General features: G+C 59.0%; 13 protein-coding genes. 9 read left to right on the forward strand and 4 right to left on the reverse strand.

Annotated elements, in window-relative coordinates; translation table 11 throughout:
* Nucleotides 1–232 precede the first annotated feature (232 nt).
* Together HZA03_06400 and HZA03_06405 are read left to right on the forward strand one after the other, a co-directional pair.
* Nucleotides 233–733 (forward strand): purine-binding chemotaxis protein CheW, encoded by a 501-nt coding sequence (locus tag HZA03_06400; GenBank protein ID MBI5637581.1) that lies wholly within the window; start codon nucleotides 233–235, stop codon nucleotides 731–733.
* A gap of 212 nt (nucleotides 734–945) precedes the next feature.
* A complete protein-coding gene (locus tag HZA03_06405; GenBank protein ID MBI5637582.1) occupies nucleotides 946–1,806 on the forward strand; it encodes a methyltransferase domain-containing protein in 861 nt (286 codons plus the stop codon).
* Here HZA03_06405 and HZA03_06410 read toward each other — a convergent pair.
* Nucleotides 1,772–2,065 carry a hypothetical protein gene (locus HZA03_06410; protein MBI5637583.1) on the reverse strand — a complete coding sequence of 98 codons (294 nt, stop codon included), beginning with the start codon at nucleotides 2,063–2,065 and terminating at the stop codon, nucleotides 1,772–1,774. The genes HZA03_06405 and HZA03_06410 overlap by 35 nt on opposite strands.
* 78 nt (nucleotides 2,066–2,143) lie before the next feature.
* Between HZA03_06410 and HZA03_06415 the strand changes: the two genes are divergently transcribed.
* The 7 genes from HZA03_06415 (at nucleotide 2,144) to HZA03_06445 (ending at nucleotide 12,883) form a co-directional block, all read left to right on the forward strand.
* On the forward strand, nucleotides 2,144–4,174 hold the full coding sequence (locus HZA03_06415; protein MBI5637584.1) for a chemotaxis protein CheA: 2,031 nt from the start codon (nucleotides 2,144–2,146) through the stop codon (nucleotides 4,172–4,174).
* Between the two features lie 3 nt (nucleotides 4,175–4,177).
* Complete coding sequence (locus tag HZA03_06420) at nucleotides 4,178–5,068, forward strand: chemotaxis protein CheW (protein MBI5637585.1); 891 nt, start codon at nucleotides 4,178–4,180, stop codon at nucleotides 5,066–5,068.
* A 14-nt stretch (nucleotides 5,069–5,082) separates the two neighbouring features.
* Nucleotides 5,083–6,138: a chemotaxis response regulator protein-glutamate methylesterase gene (locus HZA03_06425; GenBank protein ID MBI5637586.1), complete on the forward strand. Its 1,056-nt coding sequence runs from the start codon at nucleotides 5,083–5,085 to the stop codon at nucleotides 6,136–6,138.
* Between the two features lie 95 nt (nucleotides 6,139–6,233).
* Nucleotides 6,234–7,814, forward strand: coding sequence for a response regulator (locus HZA03_06430; protein ID MBI5637587.1), 1,581 nt, complete (start codon nucleotides 6,234–6,236; stop codon nucleotides 7,812–7,814).
* A gap of 95 nt (nucleotides 7,815–7,909) precedes the next feature.
* Complete coding sequence (locus HZA03_06435; protein MBI5637588.1) at nucleotides 7,910–10,537, forward strand: valine--tRNA ligase; 2,628 nt, start codon at nucleotides 7,910–7,912, stop codon at nucleotides 10,535–10,537.
* Nucleotides 10,538–10,709: 172 nt separating this feature from the next.
* A complete protein-coding gene (locus HZA03_06440) occupies nucleotides 10,710–12,050 on the forward strand; it encodes an NCS2 family permease (protein MBI5637589.1) in 1,341 nt (446 codons plus the stop codon).
* A gap of 5 nt (nucleotides 12,051–12,055) precedes the next feature.
* The gene (locus HZA03_06445) at nucleotides 12,056–12,883 is read left to right on the forward strand and encodes a hypothetical protein (protein ID MBI5637590.1); all 828 of its coding nucleotides are present in this window, start codon (nucleotides 12,056–12,058) and stop codon (nucleotides 12,881–12,883) included.
* Nucleotides 12,884–13,026: 143 nt separating this feature from the next.
* Here HZA03_06445 and HZA03_06450 read toward each other — a convergent pair whose 3' ends face one another.
* From HZA03_06450 to HZA03_06460, 3 genes are all read right to left on the reverse strand, one after another.
* Entirely contained in the window at nucleotides 13,027–13,857 is an 831-nt protein-coding gene (locus HZA03_06450; protein MBI5637591.1) for a TIGR00282 family metallophosphoesterase, read from the reverse strand.
* A gap of 26 nt (nucleotides 13,858–13,883) precedes the next feature.
* Entirely contained in the window at nucleotides 13,884–15,437 is a 1,554-nt protein-coding gene (gene rny, locus HZA03_06455) for a ribonuclease Y (GenBank protein ID MBI5637592.1), read from the reverse strand.
* Nucleotides 15,438–15,516: 79 nt separating this feature from the next.
* Nucleotides 15,517–15,834, reverse strand: coding sequence for a hypothetical protein (locus tag HZA03_06460; protein MBI5637593.1), 318 nt, complete (start codon nucleotides 15,832–15,834; stop codon nucleotides 15,517–15,519).
* Between the last annotated feature and the right edge of the window lie 64 nt (nucleotides 15,835–15,898).

The following is a 15,898-nucleotide window of genomic DNA, read 5'->3' on the forward strand; positions in this document are numbered from 1 at the left end:
GAAACAGGTTCAATTGGTCAATGCTCTGTAACTCGTTCAGGCTCATGATGGTATTCATCCCCCTATCATGAACAGCTTTCAGACTCATTTCATGTTGGAATCACGTCCCCCCTTCAGACTCATTCCATATTGGAAAAGGCTTTCGCTTGCGTCTTGTGGCAAGGTGGAATAAAATGTTGGCAGCGGCTAAAAAATATGTATCTGGTTGGAACATCCGAGGGAGGATTTTATAATGAGCCAGGCGGTGGAAACAAGATTTGACGCGGCCGAAGGGAAGGCCAAAGAAGGCAAGTACCTGACCTTCGTCCTGGGACACGAAGAGTACGGCCTTGAAATCCTCAAAGTGCGCGAAATCATCAGCGTAATGGAAATCACCGAAGTGCCGCAGGTTCCCCCGTTCATCAAAGGGGTTATCAACCTGCGCGGCAAGGTGATCCCGATTATCGACCTTCGGATGAAATTCGGCATGGCCCCGATCGAATACACCCGCGAGACCTGCATCATCGTCGTGAATGTGCATGAGCTTCTGCTCGGCATTGTGGTGGACACCGTCGCCGAAGTTTTGGATATCCCCGAAAAGGACATCGACCCCGCCCCCACCTTTGGCGGCTCCATCAAGACGGACTTCATCCTCGGGATGGGGAAAGTGAAGGGGAAGGTCAAGATATTGCTCGATATTGAAAAAGTCCTCTCGTCCGAAGAGCTTGAAGCCGTGGTCGCCGTCGAGGCGTAACCACCGGTTTTGATACGAGTCCGCGCCGCCGCCCCTGGGTGTCGGCGCCACGAGGGCCGGTGAAAAGTTTCCAGGGGCGGCACTCGTTTTTCCCGATGCCCTTAAAACCCGGTTAATAATGTTTTCCAACCGCTCCATTTTTCATTTCTTTCATTTGCTATAATGGCGCGGACAGACGATTGTCCGGGAATACAAAGAGGTTGAACATGGGGATGCTGGATACATTATCCGATGGTGATTTCGAGCAGTTCCGCCGCCTTATCTATGAGCAAAGCGGGATTGCCCTCAACGAATCGAAGAAGGAACTGTTGCGCACCCGCCTGCGGTCGCGGCTGGAGCGGGAGGGGTACAGCACATACCGCGAATATTTCGATCATATTAAATCGGACAGGACCGGGGACATGCTCGTCCCGCTGCTGGATGACATCAGCACCAATCTCACCAGCTTTTTCCGCGAGGTCAATCACTTCAACTTCCTCAAGAAGATACTGCCGGAATGGATCGAGCGCAAACAGCGGGCGGGGATAAAAAGCTGGCGTATCTGGAGCGCCGGCTGTTCCACCGGCGAGGAACCGTATACCCTCGCCTTCACCATGCTGGAAATGCTGGGAGCGCGGGCGGCAAGCTGGGATGTAAAGGTGCTTGCCACCGACCTTTCCACTGAAGTGTTGGGGCGGGCCGCGCAGGGATTGTACGACCGCGAGCGGATGAAGGATGTGCCAAAGTCGATGCAGAACGCCTATTTCACCGGAGAGCAGGCGGAACTGACCACCAAACAGGGGAAGCGCCTCGGCATGCGTCCCTGTGTGCGGGTGATTCCCGAAGTGCGGCGGATGATAACGTTCAAGCGGCTTAACCTGATGGCGCCGCAGTATCCGTTCAAACATTATTTTGATTTCATCTTTTGCCGGAACGTGATGATTTACTTCGATAAGCCTACGCAGGAAACGCTGGTGAACAAGTATTACCGCCATCTGGCCCCCGGGGGGTATCTCTTCATAGGCCACTCGGAAAGCCTGACCGGCCTTAAACATCAATTCAAATATATCCAGCCGACCATTTATCAAAAATAGCGTGGCGGCAAAGGGGGACGGGGAAGGGAGTGCGGGTGGTTGGCAAAAGCGGTACGGCGGCGCGCATATTGAACGGATTACGCAAAACACCGGCATCTTCGTCCGCTGCGGCGGGAACAAAGTGAAAATCGGCTTTGACATTAAAAAAATCAATGAATACAACGGGATGATTCAAGTTATAATGTCGGCTGACTATGTAACCATTGATAACAGATTGAATTGTTTTTACCGCTGTGGAAAGCTGGCCGGATGGAAGCATAGACCGAACGGCCTTATCAGATTGAAGAGCTAAAGAGATGGATAGGCATTGCGTTATACCGGTTCATAGGGGAAATGAATGTCTGAAGAGATGATGGATCCAGAGGTATTTAAAGAATACCTTGCGGAAGTTTTCGAGTCCCTCGCCGGCTTGGATGAGAAGTTCGTCGCGCTGGAGCAAGCCCCCGGCGACCTCAAAATTATCGATGGCATTTTCCGGCCCGTGCACAGCATCAAGGGAAGTTCGGCATTTTTCGGCCTCAACCACGTCAAGAGTTTCGCGCACATACTCGAAAATCTGCTCGACGACCTGCGCAAAGGGGTTCGCGTTGTAACTCCCGTCATCATCGATAACCTGCTGAAGGGAACCGATTACCTGCGGGCGATGTTCCAGCGCGTGGTGGATGGCGATATGAATTTCGTCCTCACCGATGATGAAGACACGTGGATCAAGGGGCTGGCCGGGCGTATTGGCGGCGGGCCGGTGGAGAAAGAGGAGGAATCGCTGGGCGGTTGCCTGAATCTGATGCACGGCCTGTTGGATGAACACAAAAAAACGGGGAAGTTGACCGGCGACATGCTTGATTCCCTGGATTATTATCTGAGCAAGGCGCGTAAGATGGCCGTCGAAGGGGGCCTCGCCGCCCAGAAAGAGACCGTCCCCGCGCCGCCGGAGCCAGAGAAAAAAACCCACGAAGAGGGCGAAGGGGAAGAGGAACCGGTCAAGGTGGAAAAACTGGGTGAAATACTCCTTGCCAGCGGCAAAGTATCCACCGCGCAGATCGAGGAGGCGCTGCGGAACAAGCTTGAGGGGGAGAAGCTGGGGGACGCGCTCATCCGGCAGGGGGTTATCACGCGGGAGGGGCTGACCGACGCGATGGAATCGCAGAAAAAGCAGGCCGAAGAGGCGGCGAAGAAGGCGGCTCCCAAAAAGACCATGCGCATCGAAGAAGAGCGGGTGGACGAATTCATGGCCCAAATCGGCGAACTGGTCATTATTTCCGAAACGCTTAATTATCTTGAAAAACGGCTTGATGCCATTCCCGGCGCGTCCGCCATTTCGAAGGAATTCAAGAACTCCAATATCACGTTCTCGGAGCTTACCTATCAGTTGCAGCGCGGTCTTTCCGAAGTCCGTAAGGTCAGCATCAAGGGGCTGTTCCAGAAAGTGCCGCGCATCATCCGCGATACCGCCACGTTGCTGGGAAAAAGCGCCAATGTGGAAATCGTTGGGGACGACGTCCTGCTGGACAAAAGTCTGCTGGAAAAACTGGAAAGCCCGATCGTGCATATGGCGCGCAACGCCATCGATCACGGCGTGGAGATGCCCGACCGGCGCGAAGCGGCGGGCAAGCCGCGTGTCGGCCAGGTGAAAATATCGGCCGAGATCATCGGCGAGAACCTGGTGATCAAGCTCAAGGACGACGGCGCGGGGCTTCCGCGCGCGAAGATACTCCAAAAAGCGGTCAATCGCGGATTGATCAGCCAGCAGGCCGGGGACCAGCTTGCCGACCGCGACGTGTTCGATTTCATCTTCGCTCCCGGATTTTCCACCGCCGAAAAAATTACCGACATATCGGGACGCGGCGTGGGGATGGACGTGGTGAAGAGCGCGCTGACCGACGTGAAGGGGAAAATCGTGATAGAATCGGCCGAGGGCGCCGGCACCACGTTTAACATTTCGCTTCCCATGACCACCACGCTGGTCACCATCAACGGCCTTGTCGTAATGGTGGGGGAATCGCGCTTCATCCTGCCGGTGGAGGACGTCAAGGAATCGATCCGCCCGCGGCGGGAAGAAATATTCACCGTGAAGGACGCGCGGGAAATGGTGAATATCCGCGGCGAACTATATCCCCTGGTCCGGCTGTACAAAAACTACCGGATACAGACGAACGTCACCGATGTTACCGATGCGGTGGGCATTCTCATCGAAAAGGGGGGGAAGCGGTGCTGCCTCATGGCGGACGCCATCGTGGAGCAGCAAAACGTGGTGCTTAAGGATTTGGGCCGCCCCTTCCGGAAGGTGCGGAGCATACGCGGCGGGGCGATCCTGGGAGATGGCTCCATCGGGCTTGTTATTAACGTCGAAGGATTGCTGGAGGTTTGACCTATGGCATCACCAGCGGCTTTGGCCGCCTTTTTCAGCGAAACCGATACCCATACCGAGGTTATCGAGCAGTCCCTGATCGCATTGGAAAAGGACAGCGCGAACCCGGAAGTCATTAACGAGCTTTTCCGGGCCGCGCACAGCCTGAAGGGGAACGCCGGCCTTGTGGGACTCATGGATATCCACGCTCTCGCCACCGAGATGGAATCGAAGCTCTCCGACATCCGGGAAACCGGCGCCGCAGTGGACCAGCAGGTGAAGGACAAGCTCTTCGAGTACCTGGACAAGGTCAAGGGGCTGGTTGAAAAGGCGCGGGGCGGATCCGGTGAACCGGCGCCCATACACAAGGACGAACCGCGGGCCGCCGCTGAGGAGCACGATGATGAGCATCACGACGATGAGCATCACGGAGGGGGGCACGAGGGCGCCGCCGCCGGGGGGGCGCGTGGCAAGCCGGCCGGGGGGCGTTGTTCGTATCTCACTTTTACGCTGGGCCGCGAGGAGTATGGTTTCGTCATCACGTCGGTGCGCGAAATCATCCTCCGCCGGCACATCACCCACGTGCCGAATACAAAGGACTTCGTCGCCGGCATTATGAATTTGCGGGGGATGGTGATTCCGGTGGTCGACGCCAAGCGCAAGCTCGGCTTCGCCGGAGCCGAGGACAAGGCCGAAAACATCATCATTTTGGAAAACGAGGGGATGGTGACCGGCGTGCTTGTGGATAGCGTAAAGGATATTGTCACGTTTGAGGAGAACATGATGGTGCCCGCCGAAACCGCGCTCGGCGCCATGCGGGGGGATTTCATCGACCGGATCGGCAAGTCCGACAAACACTCCATCCTGCTGCTCAATACCGGCAGATTCTGCGATACCAAGGAAAAGTACTATTAAGATGGAACGGCAATATGGCAAACGGTAAAATAAAAGTCCTCATCGTTGACGATTCGGCGGTCGTTCGCAATATCCTCTCCGAGGCGCTTTCCAGCGATCCGGAAATCGAAGTGGTCGGCACCGCGCCCGATCCGTTCGTGGCGCGTGAAAAGATAGTGCAGCTCAAGCCGGATGTGATTACGCTGGATGTGGAAATGCCCCGCATGGATGGCATCACCTTTTTGCGTAAACTGATGGCGGCGAAGCCGATGCCGGTGGTGATGGTAAGCGCCATGACCCAGAAAGGCGCGTCCACCACGATGGCGGCGCTGGACGCCGGAGCGGTGGAGATCGTCGCCAAGCCCCCCATCGACCAGCGCGTGGGGGTGCGCGAGATTCAGCAGGAAGTGGTGGACAAGGTAAAGGCCGCCTCCAAGGCGAAGATGAGTGTTTACGCCGCGCAGATCAACCGCAAGCTTGATACCACGGTCATAAAATCGTCCACGTCGCTGCTGAAGACCACCGATAAAATCATCGCCATCGGTTCCTCCACCGGCGGCACCGAAGCTCTCAAGGAAGTGTTGGTGCGGCTTCCCACCTCCACACCCGGCATGGTCATTGTGCAACATATGCCCGAAGGGTTCACCAAGGCGTTTTCCGAGCGGCTGAACAGCCTTTGCCAGATACAGGTCAAGGAGGCCGCGGATGGTGATGCCATTATTCCCGGCCGCGCATTGATCGCCCCCGGCAACAAGCAGATGATTTTCCGCCGCTCCGGCGCGAAATATTATGTGGAAGTAAAGGAAGGGCCGCAGGTGATGCGCCACCGTCCATCCGTTGAGGTTCTGTTCCAGTCGGTGGCCAAATTCGCCGGGGCCAACGCCGTTGGCGTGATGCTTACCGGTATGGGGAACGACGGCAGCACCGGCATGCTGGAAATGAAAAAGGCCGGGGCTTATAATATCGCCCAGGACGAAGCCTCATGCGTGGTTTTCGGCATGCCCAAAGAGGCCATCAAGCTGGGGGGGGTGGATCAGGTGCTCCACTTGGACAAGATTCCGCAGGCGATGCTCGACGCCGCAATGCGCTGACGGCCGGGAGTTTCCCCCGAAGACCGGCAAAAAACATGACGGATGCCGTCAAGTTCAGTTATACTTCTACCGATGAATCCTGCCGGGGGTGTTTTTTGAGTATTAAGCTTCTATTTGCCGATGATTCCGTCACCATGCAGAAGGTGATCCAACTCACGCTGGAGAACGAGAAAGTCGACCTTCTGTTCGCCAGTGACGGAAACAAGGCATTTGCCCTCGCGCGGGAAGAGCGTCCCGATGTGGTTATCGCCGATGTTTATATGCCCGGGCTGGACGGCTTTCAGCTCTGTGAAAAGCTCAAAAAAACTACCGAGACCGCCGCCATTCCGGTGATTCTTATTTCCGGCGAACTGGAAAACTACGACCCCGCGCAGGGGGCCGCCGCCGGCGCCGTAGGCCACATCACCAAGCCGTTTAAGAGCGGCGAATTCATAGAGCTTATTAAACAATATTCCGGTTCCGCCGCCGGGGAAGCGCCCAAGAAGGCGGGGAGGGGCAAGGTTAAAACCGTTCCGGCCCCGGTTATGGACACTGAGGCGGAGGATGAAGATGAAGCGTTCGAGCCGGCGGTGATCGAATTGATTGACCGCGCTGCGGGCGAACCGGCCGACACGCTGGATGCCGGCGAAGAGTTGGAAGTGGTGGACGAGGACATCGACGACTTGGCGGAAGACCTGGATGAACTTGATGAAGAGATAGAGGGGGAGATACTGGAAGAGGACGAAGCCGCGGATGAAGAGGAAGAGCCGGCCGCCGCGGCCGCGCCATCGTCCCGGAAGGGGAGGGTGTCCCTGGATGACGTACTCCCTTCCGCCGGCGAGGTGGACGCGGCTATCGCCCTTGAAGCTGTGCGGGAAACCACCGCTTCTCCCGCGGAGGATCTCCGGATTTATGATGACGGTGCGGGCGACCTGGTTGCGGAGGCCCACGGAGCGGATCTTCCTTCCGTCCACATGGAGGAGGGGGATGACGCCGCGCGTATTTTGGCCGATGTGCTGAATGTGGCCGAGGCGCCTCCCGCGGAGCGGAAAGAAGAGGTGCAGCGGGGGGATGAAGCGTTGGAAGACGCCCTCGATTCGCTGGATCGCGCGGCTACGGCCCCCACCCCTGAAAAACCGGCGCCGGCGAAGCCGGTGGCTGGCCGCGCCGCGGCGCATGCCCCCGAAGACGATTTGTGGGACAAATCGCTGGACGAGGTTGACCAGGCGCTGGCCGTTACCGAAGCGGAGCGGGAGCCGGTGAAGGAAGAGGGCAACGACGGCATTTGGAATGCCCCCAAACGGGAGTTGGAAGAAGCGGTGCGGCGCGCGGTGGAGACATCCGCCCCGGCGATCATCGCCGCGGAAACCGGCGGTCTGCCGCCGGAACGGTTGGAAGAGCTGTTCCGCGAAACGGTGGGGCGCGCGGTGGACGAATTTATCGCCGCGCGGGCCGAGGAAGTATTCCGCGGGGAGATGCGCCGCGCCATCGAGACCCGTTTCAAAGAATCGCTGGACACCCAGATGGAAAAGGTTTTCCGCGAGGAAATCGGCAGGGTGATGGCGGCCGGCTTCCAGAAAGCGATGCCCCGGATGCTGGCGATCATCGACAAGATCACTGTCCAGATCACTCCCCGCATCGCCCAGCACATGATAAAAATCGCCATTGAACGCATCAAGAAAGGCGAGATAAACTAATCACCGCCATTAACGCGGGGAATCCCTATATAATACCGCCATTACCGGCCGCCTTTTCATAAAGGCGGCCTTTTGCATTTATGAGGTGAGAAGACATGGAAGAATTGAGCACGCGGTACGAACCGGCTGAAGTAAGCAAACGCTGGTACGCCTATTGGATGGAAAAGGGCTATTTCAAGGCGAAGGACGGCGATACCCGCCCGTCGTTCTGCATCGTCATTCCGCCCCCCAACGTTACCGGCTCGCTCCACGTGGGGCACGCGCTGGATAACACCTTGCAGGACATCCTTATCCGCCACCGCCGGATGAGCGGCTACAACACCCTCTGGATGCCCGGCACCGACCACGCCGGCATCGCCACCCAGAACGTGGTGGAGCGTGAACTCAAAAAAGAGGGATTCGACCGCCATCAACTGGGCCGCGAGAAATTCATCGAGCGCGTATGGCAGTGGAAAGAGGAGTACGGCCACAAGATCATCAACCAGCTTCAGGAACTGGGGGCCTCGTGCGATTGGGACCGCCAGCGCTTCACCATGGACGAGGGGCTGTCCCGCGCGGTGCGCGAAGTGTTCGTCCGCCTCTATGAAGAGGGGCTGATCTACCGCAGCAACTACATCACCAACTGGTGCCCCCGCTGCCACACGGCGCTTTCCGACCTCGAGGTGGAATACGCCGAACGGAACAGCCAGTTCTACCACATCAACTATTCGCTGGCGGACGGCGGCGGCGCGCTCACCATCGCAACCACCCGCCCCGAAACGATGCTGGGGGATACCGCTATCGCGGTGAACCCCGAAGACGAACGCTATAAACGGTTCATCGGCAAAACCGTCATCCTGCCGCTGGTGGGACGCGAGATTCCGGTTATCGGCGACAGCTATGTTGCGGCGGATTTCGGCACCGGCGCGCTCAAGATCACCCCGGCGCACGATCCCAACGACTTTGAGATCGGCAAGCGGCACAACCTTCCGTCCGTGGTGGTGATAGGCCGCGACGCGCGGATGCAGAACTGCCCCGAAAAATATGTGGGGATGTCGCGCGAAGAGTGCCGCAAGGCGATAGTGGAAGACCTCAAGGAGCAGGGCTTCCTTGTGGAGGCGCGGGCGCACAAGAACGCGGTGGGCGAGTGCTACCGCTGCAAAACGGTGGTGGAGCCGAACCTTTCGATGCAGTGGTTCGTCAAGACCGCGCCGCTGGCCGAAGAGGCTGTGAAGGCGGTGAAAACCGGCGATATCAAGTTCGTCCCGCAATCGTGGGAGAACACCTACTTCGAGTGGATGAACAACATCCGCGACTGGTGCATCAGCCGCCAGATATGGTGGGGACACCGCATTCCCGCGTGGTACTGCGAGGACTGCGGCCATGTGAACGTGGCGCGCGAAGAGGTGGTGAAATGCGCCGAGTGCGGCGGCATCACCCTGCGGCAGGAAACCGATGTGCTCGATACCTGGTTCTCGTCGGGCCTCTGGCCCTTTTCCACCCTCGGCTGGCCGGATAACACCGAAGCGCTGAAGACCTTCTACCCCACCAGCGTTTTGGTGACGGGGTTGGACATCATTTTCTTCTGGGTGGCCCGCATGATAATGATGGGCATAAAATTCACCGGCAAGCCGCCGTTCAGCACGGTCTACATCCACGCCCTCGTGCGCGACGCCGAAGGGAAGAAGATGAGCAAGAGCAAGGGGAACGTGGTCGACCCCCTGCAACTGATGATGCAGTACGGCACCGACGCGCTCCGCTTCACCATCTGCGCCAACGAAACGCAGGGGCGCGACGCGCGGATGAGCGAGAAACGGATCGAAGGGTATCGCAACTTCGTGAACAAGCTCTGGAACGCCAGCCGCTTCGTGCTGATGAACAGCGGCGATTACGACGGCACGGCCGATCTCTCGAAAATGAAGCTGGAAGTGGCCGACCGCTGGATTTTAAGCCGCCTGCAAAAAACCATTGCCGAGGCCGACGCCGCGCTGGAACAATACCGGTTCAACGACCTTGCCAACGCGCTCTACCGCTTCACCTGGGGCGAGTTTTGCGATTGGTACATCGAGCTGACCAAGCCGCGCCTCGTGGCGGGCGACAAAGCCGCCGTCGCGGTGTTGACGCATGTGCTGGATAACATGCTCCGCCTGCTGCATCCGATAATGCCATTCGTCACGGAAGAGATTTACCAAAAACTTCCCAATCATGGCGAGTCGGTGATGATAGCCCCGTACCCCAAGCCGGATACCGCGCGCATCGACGCGGCGGCCGAGGCCGAGATGGAATTGGTGATGGCGCTTGTATCCCGTGTGCGGGCAATCCGTGCCGAACTTCAGATACCGTTCAGCGTGGAACTCCGCGCGATAGTGAAATGCCGCAACGCCGAAACCGAAGCAAAGGCAAAGGCGCACGAGCAGTCGTTCCTCAGCCTCACCAAAGCGGCCGGCATTACCTTTGATACCGCCGCCGCCCGCCCGCCGCAGAGCGCCACCGGCGTGCTGGCCGACGCGGAGATATATGTGCCGCTCACTGGCATCATTGATTTCGACAAGGAGATCGGGCGCATCCAGCGCGAACTGGCGAAGGTGCAAAAAGAGCTGGCGATGTTCGATAAAAAATTCGGCGACGAGAATTTCATGAAGAACGCGCCGGAAGAGGTGGTGGAAAAAGACAAGGCCGCTTACGAAGAAGCCCAACGCCGCCAAAAGGGCTTGGAAGACTCCCTCTCCTGGCTCAATCCCTGACCCGCTATCAGGTGGGTACACAATTCATTGTGTACATCATGCCGCGAGGCATGACCTGTTTGTCCAAGACAGTCGGTCCTGCGGGCCGATTTACAGACTAAATCCGTACTTAACCTAAGAAAGCACGGGAGAGCCTGCTGGAAGGGAAAGACGGGGGTATAATCATCCCAATATGCTCGAACGAACTTTTAAGATACGCGAGCGGGGGAGCAGCCTCTCCACCGAGGTGTTGGCGGGGCTGACCACGTTTGCCACGATGTCGTATGTGATATTCGTCCAACCGGCGGTGCTGGGCGCGGCCGGGATGGATTTCGGGGCGGTGCTCACCGCCACCTGTCTTTCCGCCGCTTTCGGCTCCATCCTGATGGGGCTTTTGGCGAACCTGCCGATAGCGCAGGCACCCGGCATGGGGCAGAATTTCTTCTTCGCCTTCACCGTCTGCGGCGGGATGGCGATGGGGGGATACGGTTTCACTTGGCAGCAGGCGTTGGGGACGGTGTTTTTTTCGGGCGTGATATTCGCGCTCTTCACGCTGGGCGGGATGCGCGACCGGGTGATGAAGGCGATACCCGCGTCGCTTCGATACGCCATCGGCGCGGGCATCGGCCTGTTCATCGCGTTGATCGGATTTGAATGGGGCGGCGTGGTGGTTGCCAGTCCCGGCACCATGCTGAAGCTGGGACACATCAGCCACGGCCCCGCCCCGATGGTGCTCGCCAGTGTGCTGGTCATCGCGCTGTTTATGGCGTTGCGGGTGCGGGGGGCCATCCTGCTCGGTATCGGCTTCGCCGCCGTCTGGTCGCTGCTGGCGGGGTATACCCGCTGGCACGGGGTGGCCGCCATGCCACCATCGATTATGCCCACGCTGATGCAGCTCGACCTTACGGGGGCGCTGAGCCAGCGGCATATCGGGGTGGCGGTTTTCACCTTCACCGTGATGGTTTTGTTTGACAGCATCGGCACCATCACCGCCATGGCGCACGAAGCGCAACTGGTGAAAGACGGCGAAATCCCCAAAGCGCGGCAGGCGCTGCTTTCGGATGCGGCGGCGACCATCGCCGGATCGCTGCTGGGGACAAGCACGGTGACCAGCTATATCGAAAGCTCCACCGGCGTGGCGGAAGGGGGGCGTACCGGCCTCAGCGCGGTGGTGACCGGCGGCATGTTTCTGCTGGCGCTCTTCATCTACCCGCTCGCGCGGATGATCGGCGGCGGCTATGAAGCCGCCCCCGGCGTCTTCCTTTACCCGATTATCGCCCCGGCCATGATCGTGGTCGGCTCCTTCATGGTGCCGCTGGCGGCGCAGGTGGCGTGGGACGAGCCGGCCGAGGCGATACCGGCTTTCCTCACGATGGTTGCCATGCCGTTCACCTTTTCCATCACCGAGGGGCTGGCGTTCGGCCTCATCGCCTACAGCGTTCTCCACGCCGGCATCGGGCGGCTGCCGAAAACGCATCCAATAATCCATTTACTGGCGGCGGCGTTTTTGCTCCGCTACCTTTTTCTGGGATAAACGCCATGCGCCGGATATTCGCCGCGTTGCTCTTGATAACGGCATTCGGCGCGGGTGCCGCGCGGGCCGAAATATCCGTGGAGGTCTTGCCGGTGTTTTACGGCAACGCAACGGCGCTGGTGGAGCCGCTTTCCAAGCTCCTTTCGGAGCAGGGGAAAATAGTCGTTGATCCCAAGAGCAACTCCCTCATCGTGCGCGACTGGTTGGCGAACATTCGCGCCGTGCGGGAAGAGCTGACAAAACTTGATGTCCGTCCCCGCCGCGTCCGGCTTATCGCGGCGTTGACGCTCCGCGCCCGCGGGGAGGATTCGGTTCGCTGGTTTTTCAGCACCCCGGATTGGGGACAGGGGCGGCTGAAGGATGGCCTTGACCTTTTTTTCGGCGTGGAAAGCACGCCGCTGGGAGCCGGGAAAGGGTTGTCCACGTTCGGGCGGCAGGAACTGCTGATCGATGCCGGCGCGCCGGGCAAGATAGTGATATCGGAGCGTGTGACGGACGCCGCGTTCCTGTTCCGCTATGGCATCGCGGAGGGATATATCGCCCCGCAAGCCCAATTCCGCGACATCGGCACGGTTATCACCGTCACCTGCGCCATAACCGACACCGGCGGGGTGGCGGCAACACTTACCCCCACGCTGACCCGGCTGGATGGCGGAAGCGCCATTCCATTTCCCAAAGCGCACACGCTGGCGGTGCTGGAACCGGGAAAAGCCGTCGTGCTGGGGGGAAGCAATAATGATCCCGAAAGTTTCGGGGCGCGGTTTCTGACGGTCTTTATGCCGGACGGCACATCGCAAAAGGTGCTGCTGATAATGACCGCCAGGGCGGAGTAGGCTGGATTTCACCAATTGGGTGATTGATCGACAGTTTGGTGCCGCAGGATTCATCCCGCGGTTGTTTCCGTAGGAAACAAGAACTCTTGGCCCTTGTGGGCCAACAACAGGTTGAAACCTGTTGTACCAACGCCACCGAAGGCTTAGCGGCGTTGGGTGTGGTGATGTTGCGGCGGGGCTTCGTCCTTCACTGTGTATTTCGGTGCGATGCGGGTGATTGATTCCGCATGGCCGGTTTTCACGTCCAATTCCACGATGACGGCGTTCATGATCGCTTCCCCTTTTGCCACCTCCATGAAGCGGTGGGGGATGCGGGTGTGGAACCGCTGCATTGCCTCGTACTTGTTCAGGCCGATGACCGAGTCGATGGGGCCGGCCATGCCGACATCGGTGATGTAGGCGGTACGGCCCGGCAAAACCCGTTCGTCGGCGGTCGGCACGTGGGTGTGGGTTCCCAGTATGGCGGTCACGCGGCCGTCCAGATAGTAGCCCATCGCCTGCTTTTCGCTGCTCGCCTCGCCGTGGAAATCGACGAAGATGATGTTGGTCTCGCTCCGCACACTTTGAAGCTGTTCGTCGGCTCCGCGGAAGGGATCGTCGTAAAAATCCATATAGACGCGCCCGATGAGGTTGATGACGCCGATGGCGGCGCCGTCCTTGGTGTATACGCCGGCGCCGCGTCCCGGCACCTTGCCCGGGGGGTAATTGGCGGGACGGAGGATGCGTTTGTCCTCCTCCACCAGTTTCAGCGCCACCTTTTTATCCCATACGTGGTTGCCGGTGGTGAGTATGTCGACGCCGGCGTCGAACATCTCCTGCGCGGTTTCCTTGGTGAGGCCGAAACCGCCGGCGAGGTTCTCGCCGTTGGCGATAACAAAGCCGATCTTGTAAAAGTCGATGGTCTTGGGGAGGAGGTTCTTAACCGCCTCCCTTCCGATTCTGCCGATGACGTCGCCGATAAAAAGAACTTTCATGCCGTATCCATGCCGCCTGCCGGTTGCTATTTCGCTATTTCGGTCACGCGCGTTTCGCGTATGACGGTCACTTTGATTTCGCCGGGGTAGGACATCTCGCTCTCGATTTTTTTGGCGATGTCTTTTGCCAGCAGGAAGGTCGCGCCGTCGCCGATGGTTTCGGGCACCACCGTGACGCGTATCTCGCGGCCGGCCTGTATGGCGAAGGTTTTTTCCACACCCTTGAAGGAGTTGGCGATTTCCTCAAGCTGCTGCAGGCGTTTCACATAGGCCTCCAGCATTTCGGTGCGCGCCCCGGGGCGCGATGCCGACAGGCTGTCCGCCGCCGCCACGAGGGTGGCTATGACGGTTTCCGCCTCGATGTCCTCGTGATGGCTGCCGATGGCGTTCACCACTATCGGTTTTTCGTTGTAGCGCCGGGCGAAGTCCGCGCCGATGGCGGCGTGCGAGCCTTCGATTTCATGGGTGGCCGCTTTGCCGATGTCGTGCAACAGGCCGCAGCGCCGCGCGACCTTCGGGTCGAGCCCCAGCTCCACCGCCATCATGCCGGCGAGGAAGGCCACCTCCACCGAGTGGAGCAGCACGTTTTGCGAGTAGGATGTGCGGTACTTGAGGCGTCCCAGCAGCTTGATGATTTCGGGATGAACCTGGTCGGCCCCCACTTCCATGACGGCCTTTTCGCCCGCTTCCACGATGACCTTGTCCAGGTCCTTGCGCACCTTGTTGACAACGTCTTCGATGCGGGCGGGGTGGATGCGTCCGTCGGCGATGAGGCGCTCCAGCGAAAGGCGGGCCACTTCGCGCTTGATCGGATCGAAGCTGGAGAGAATGACCGCTTCGGGGGTATCGTCGATGATGAGGTCGACGCCGGTGGCCTGCTCGATCGCCTTGATGTTGCGTCCTTCGCGGCCGATGATGCGCCCCTTCATTTCGTCGCCTTGCAGCGAGACGACCGAAACGGTCGATTCCGCCACGGTGTCGGCGGCGCAGCGCTGTATGGCGATGCTGATGATCCGCTGGGCCTTCTTGTTGGCTTCGGCGATGGCTTCCTCCTCGATTTTCTTCATCAGGATGCCGCACTCGTTGCGGGTGGTCTGCAGCAGGCGTTCTTTCAGGTCGGCCTTGGCCTCTTCCTGCGTCATGGCGGCGATGTGTTCCAGCTTGCGTATCTGATCCTGCAGCAGCGATTCGTAGCGTCCTTCGGCCTCGCGCGATTTATCCATCTGGCGCCTGAGGTCCTGTTCCTGCTTCTCCATCTCCCTTTCGCGCTGCTCCACCTGATCCATCTTTTTATCCAGTTGGCTCTGGCGCTGCTGGAGGCGGCGGTCGGCCTGTTCGCGGTCCTTTTTGGCCTCGCGCACTTCGCGGTCGAATTCGTTGCGGGCCTTGAGGATGAGGTCTTTGGATTCCAGCTTCGCGTCTTTTACGATGCTGGCCGCTTCTTTGCGGGCGTTATTGATGATCTGGTCGGCTTTTTGCTTGGCTTCGGCCGCTTTGTTCCGTTCGATCAGGAGACTGATACCGACGCCGATGCCGATGCCCACGGCGCCGATAACCGCGTAAATAATGATGTCGCTCATACCGTTCCATTCCCTTCCCAAAAACGCCAAAAAGGGGCGCGCCTTTCATGCGGCGGGAGGAGCAGACAGCGGCGGACGGTTATCGGACGGGAAGCGGTTGCGGCGTACCCGATGTGTTCGGGCTTGTGTCACGCATGATCGATTGCAACCCCGGCTGGGCAAGGAGGCGGCGCATGGCGGCCACCGTGGCGTTAAGGGCGCGAGCCGGAATACCTGGCGTCATCGGCGTGGCAAATAGGGCCGACACGGCATGGGAAAAAGTCTGGATAACCGTCTGGGTGCAAGTCTGTTCTCCGCCGCAAACCTTTTGTACCCTGATAACGGGGAGCGGCCGCGCCAAACGCCGTGGGCAAGCGAGCATCGTAACCGACATCACGATAAAAACGAGATTAATCACGGTTATTCCACCAACTTGCGCGTTTGTTCCAGCCGTTCCCGCCACCAAAGGATTGCGGGTGTTT

It is taken from the genome of Nitrospinota bacterium, from assembly GCA_016217735.1.
In the GTDB taxonomy this organism is placed as follows: domain Bacteria; phylum Nitrospinota_A; class UBA7883; order JACRGQ01; family JACRGQ01; genus JACRGQ01.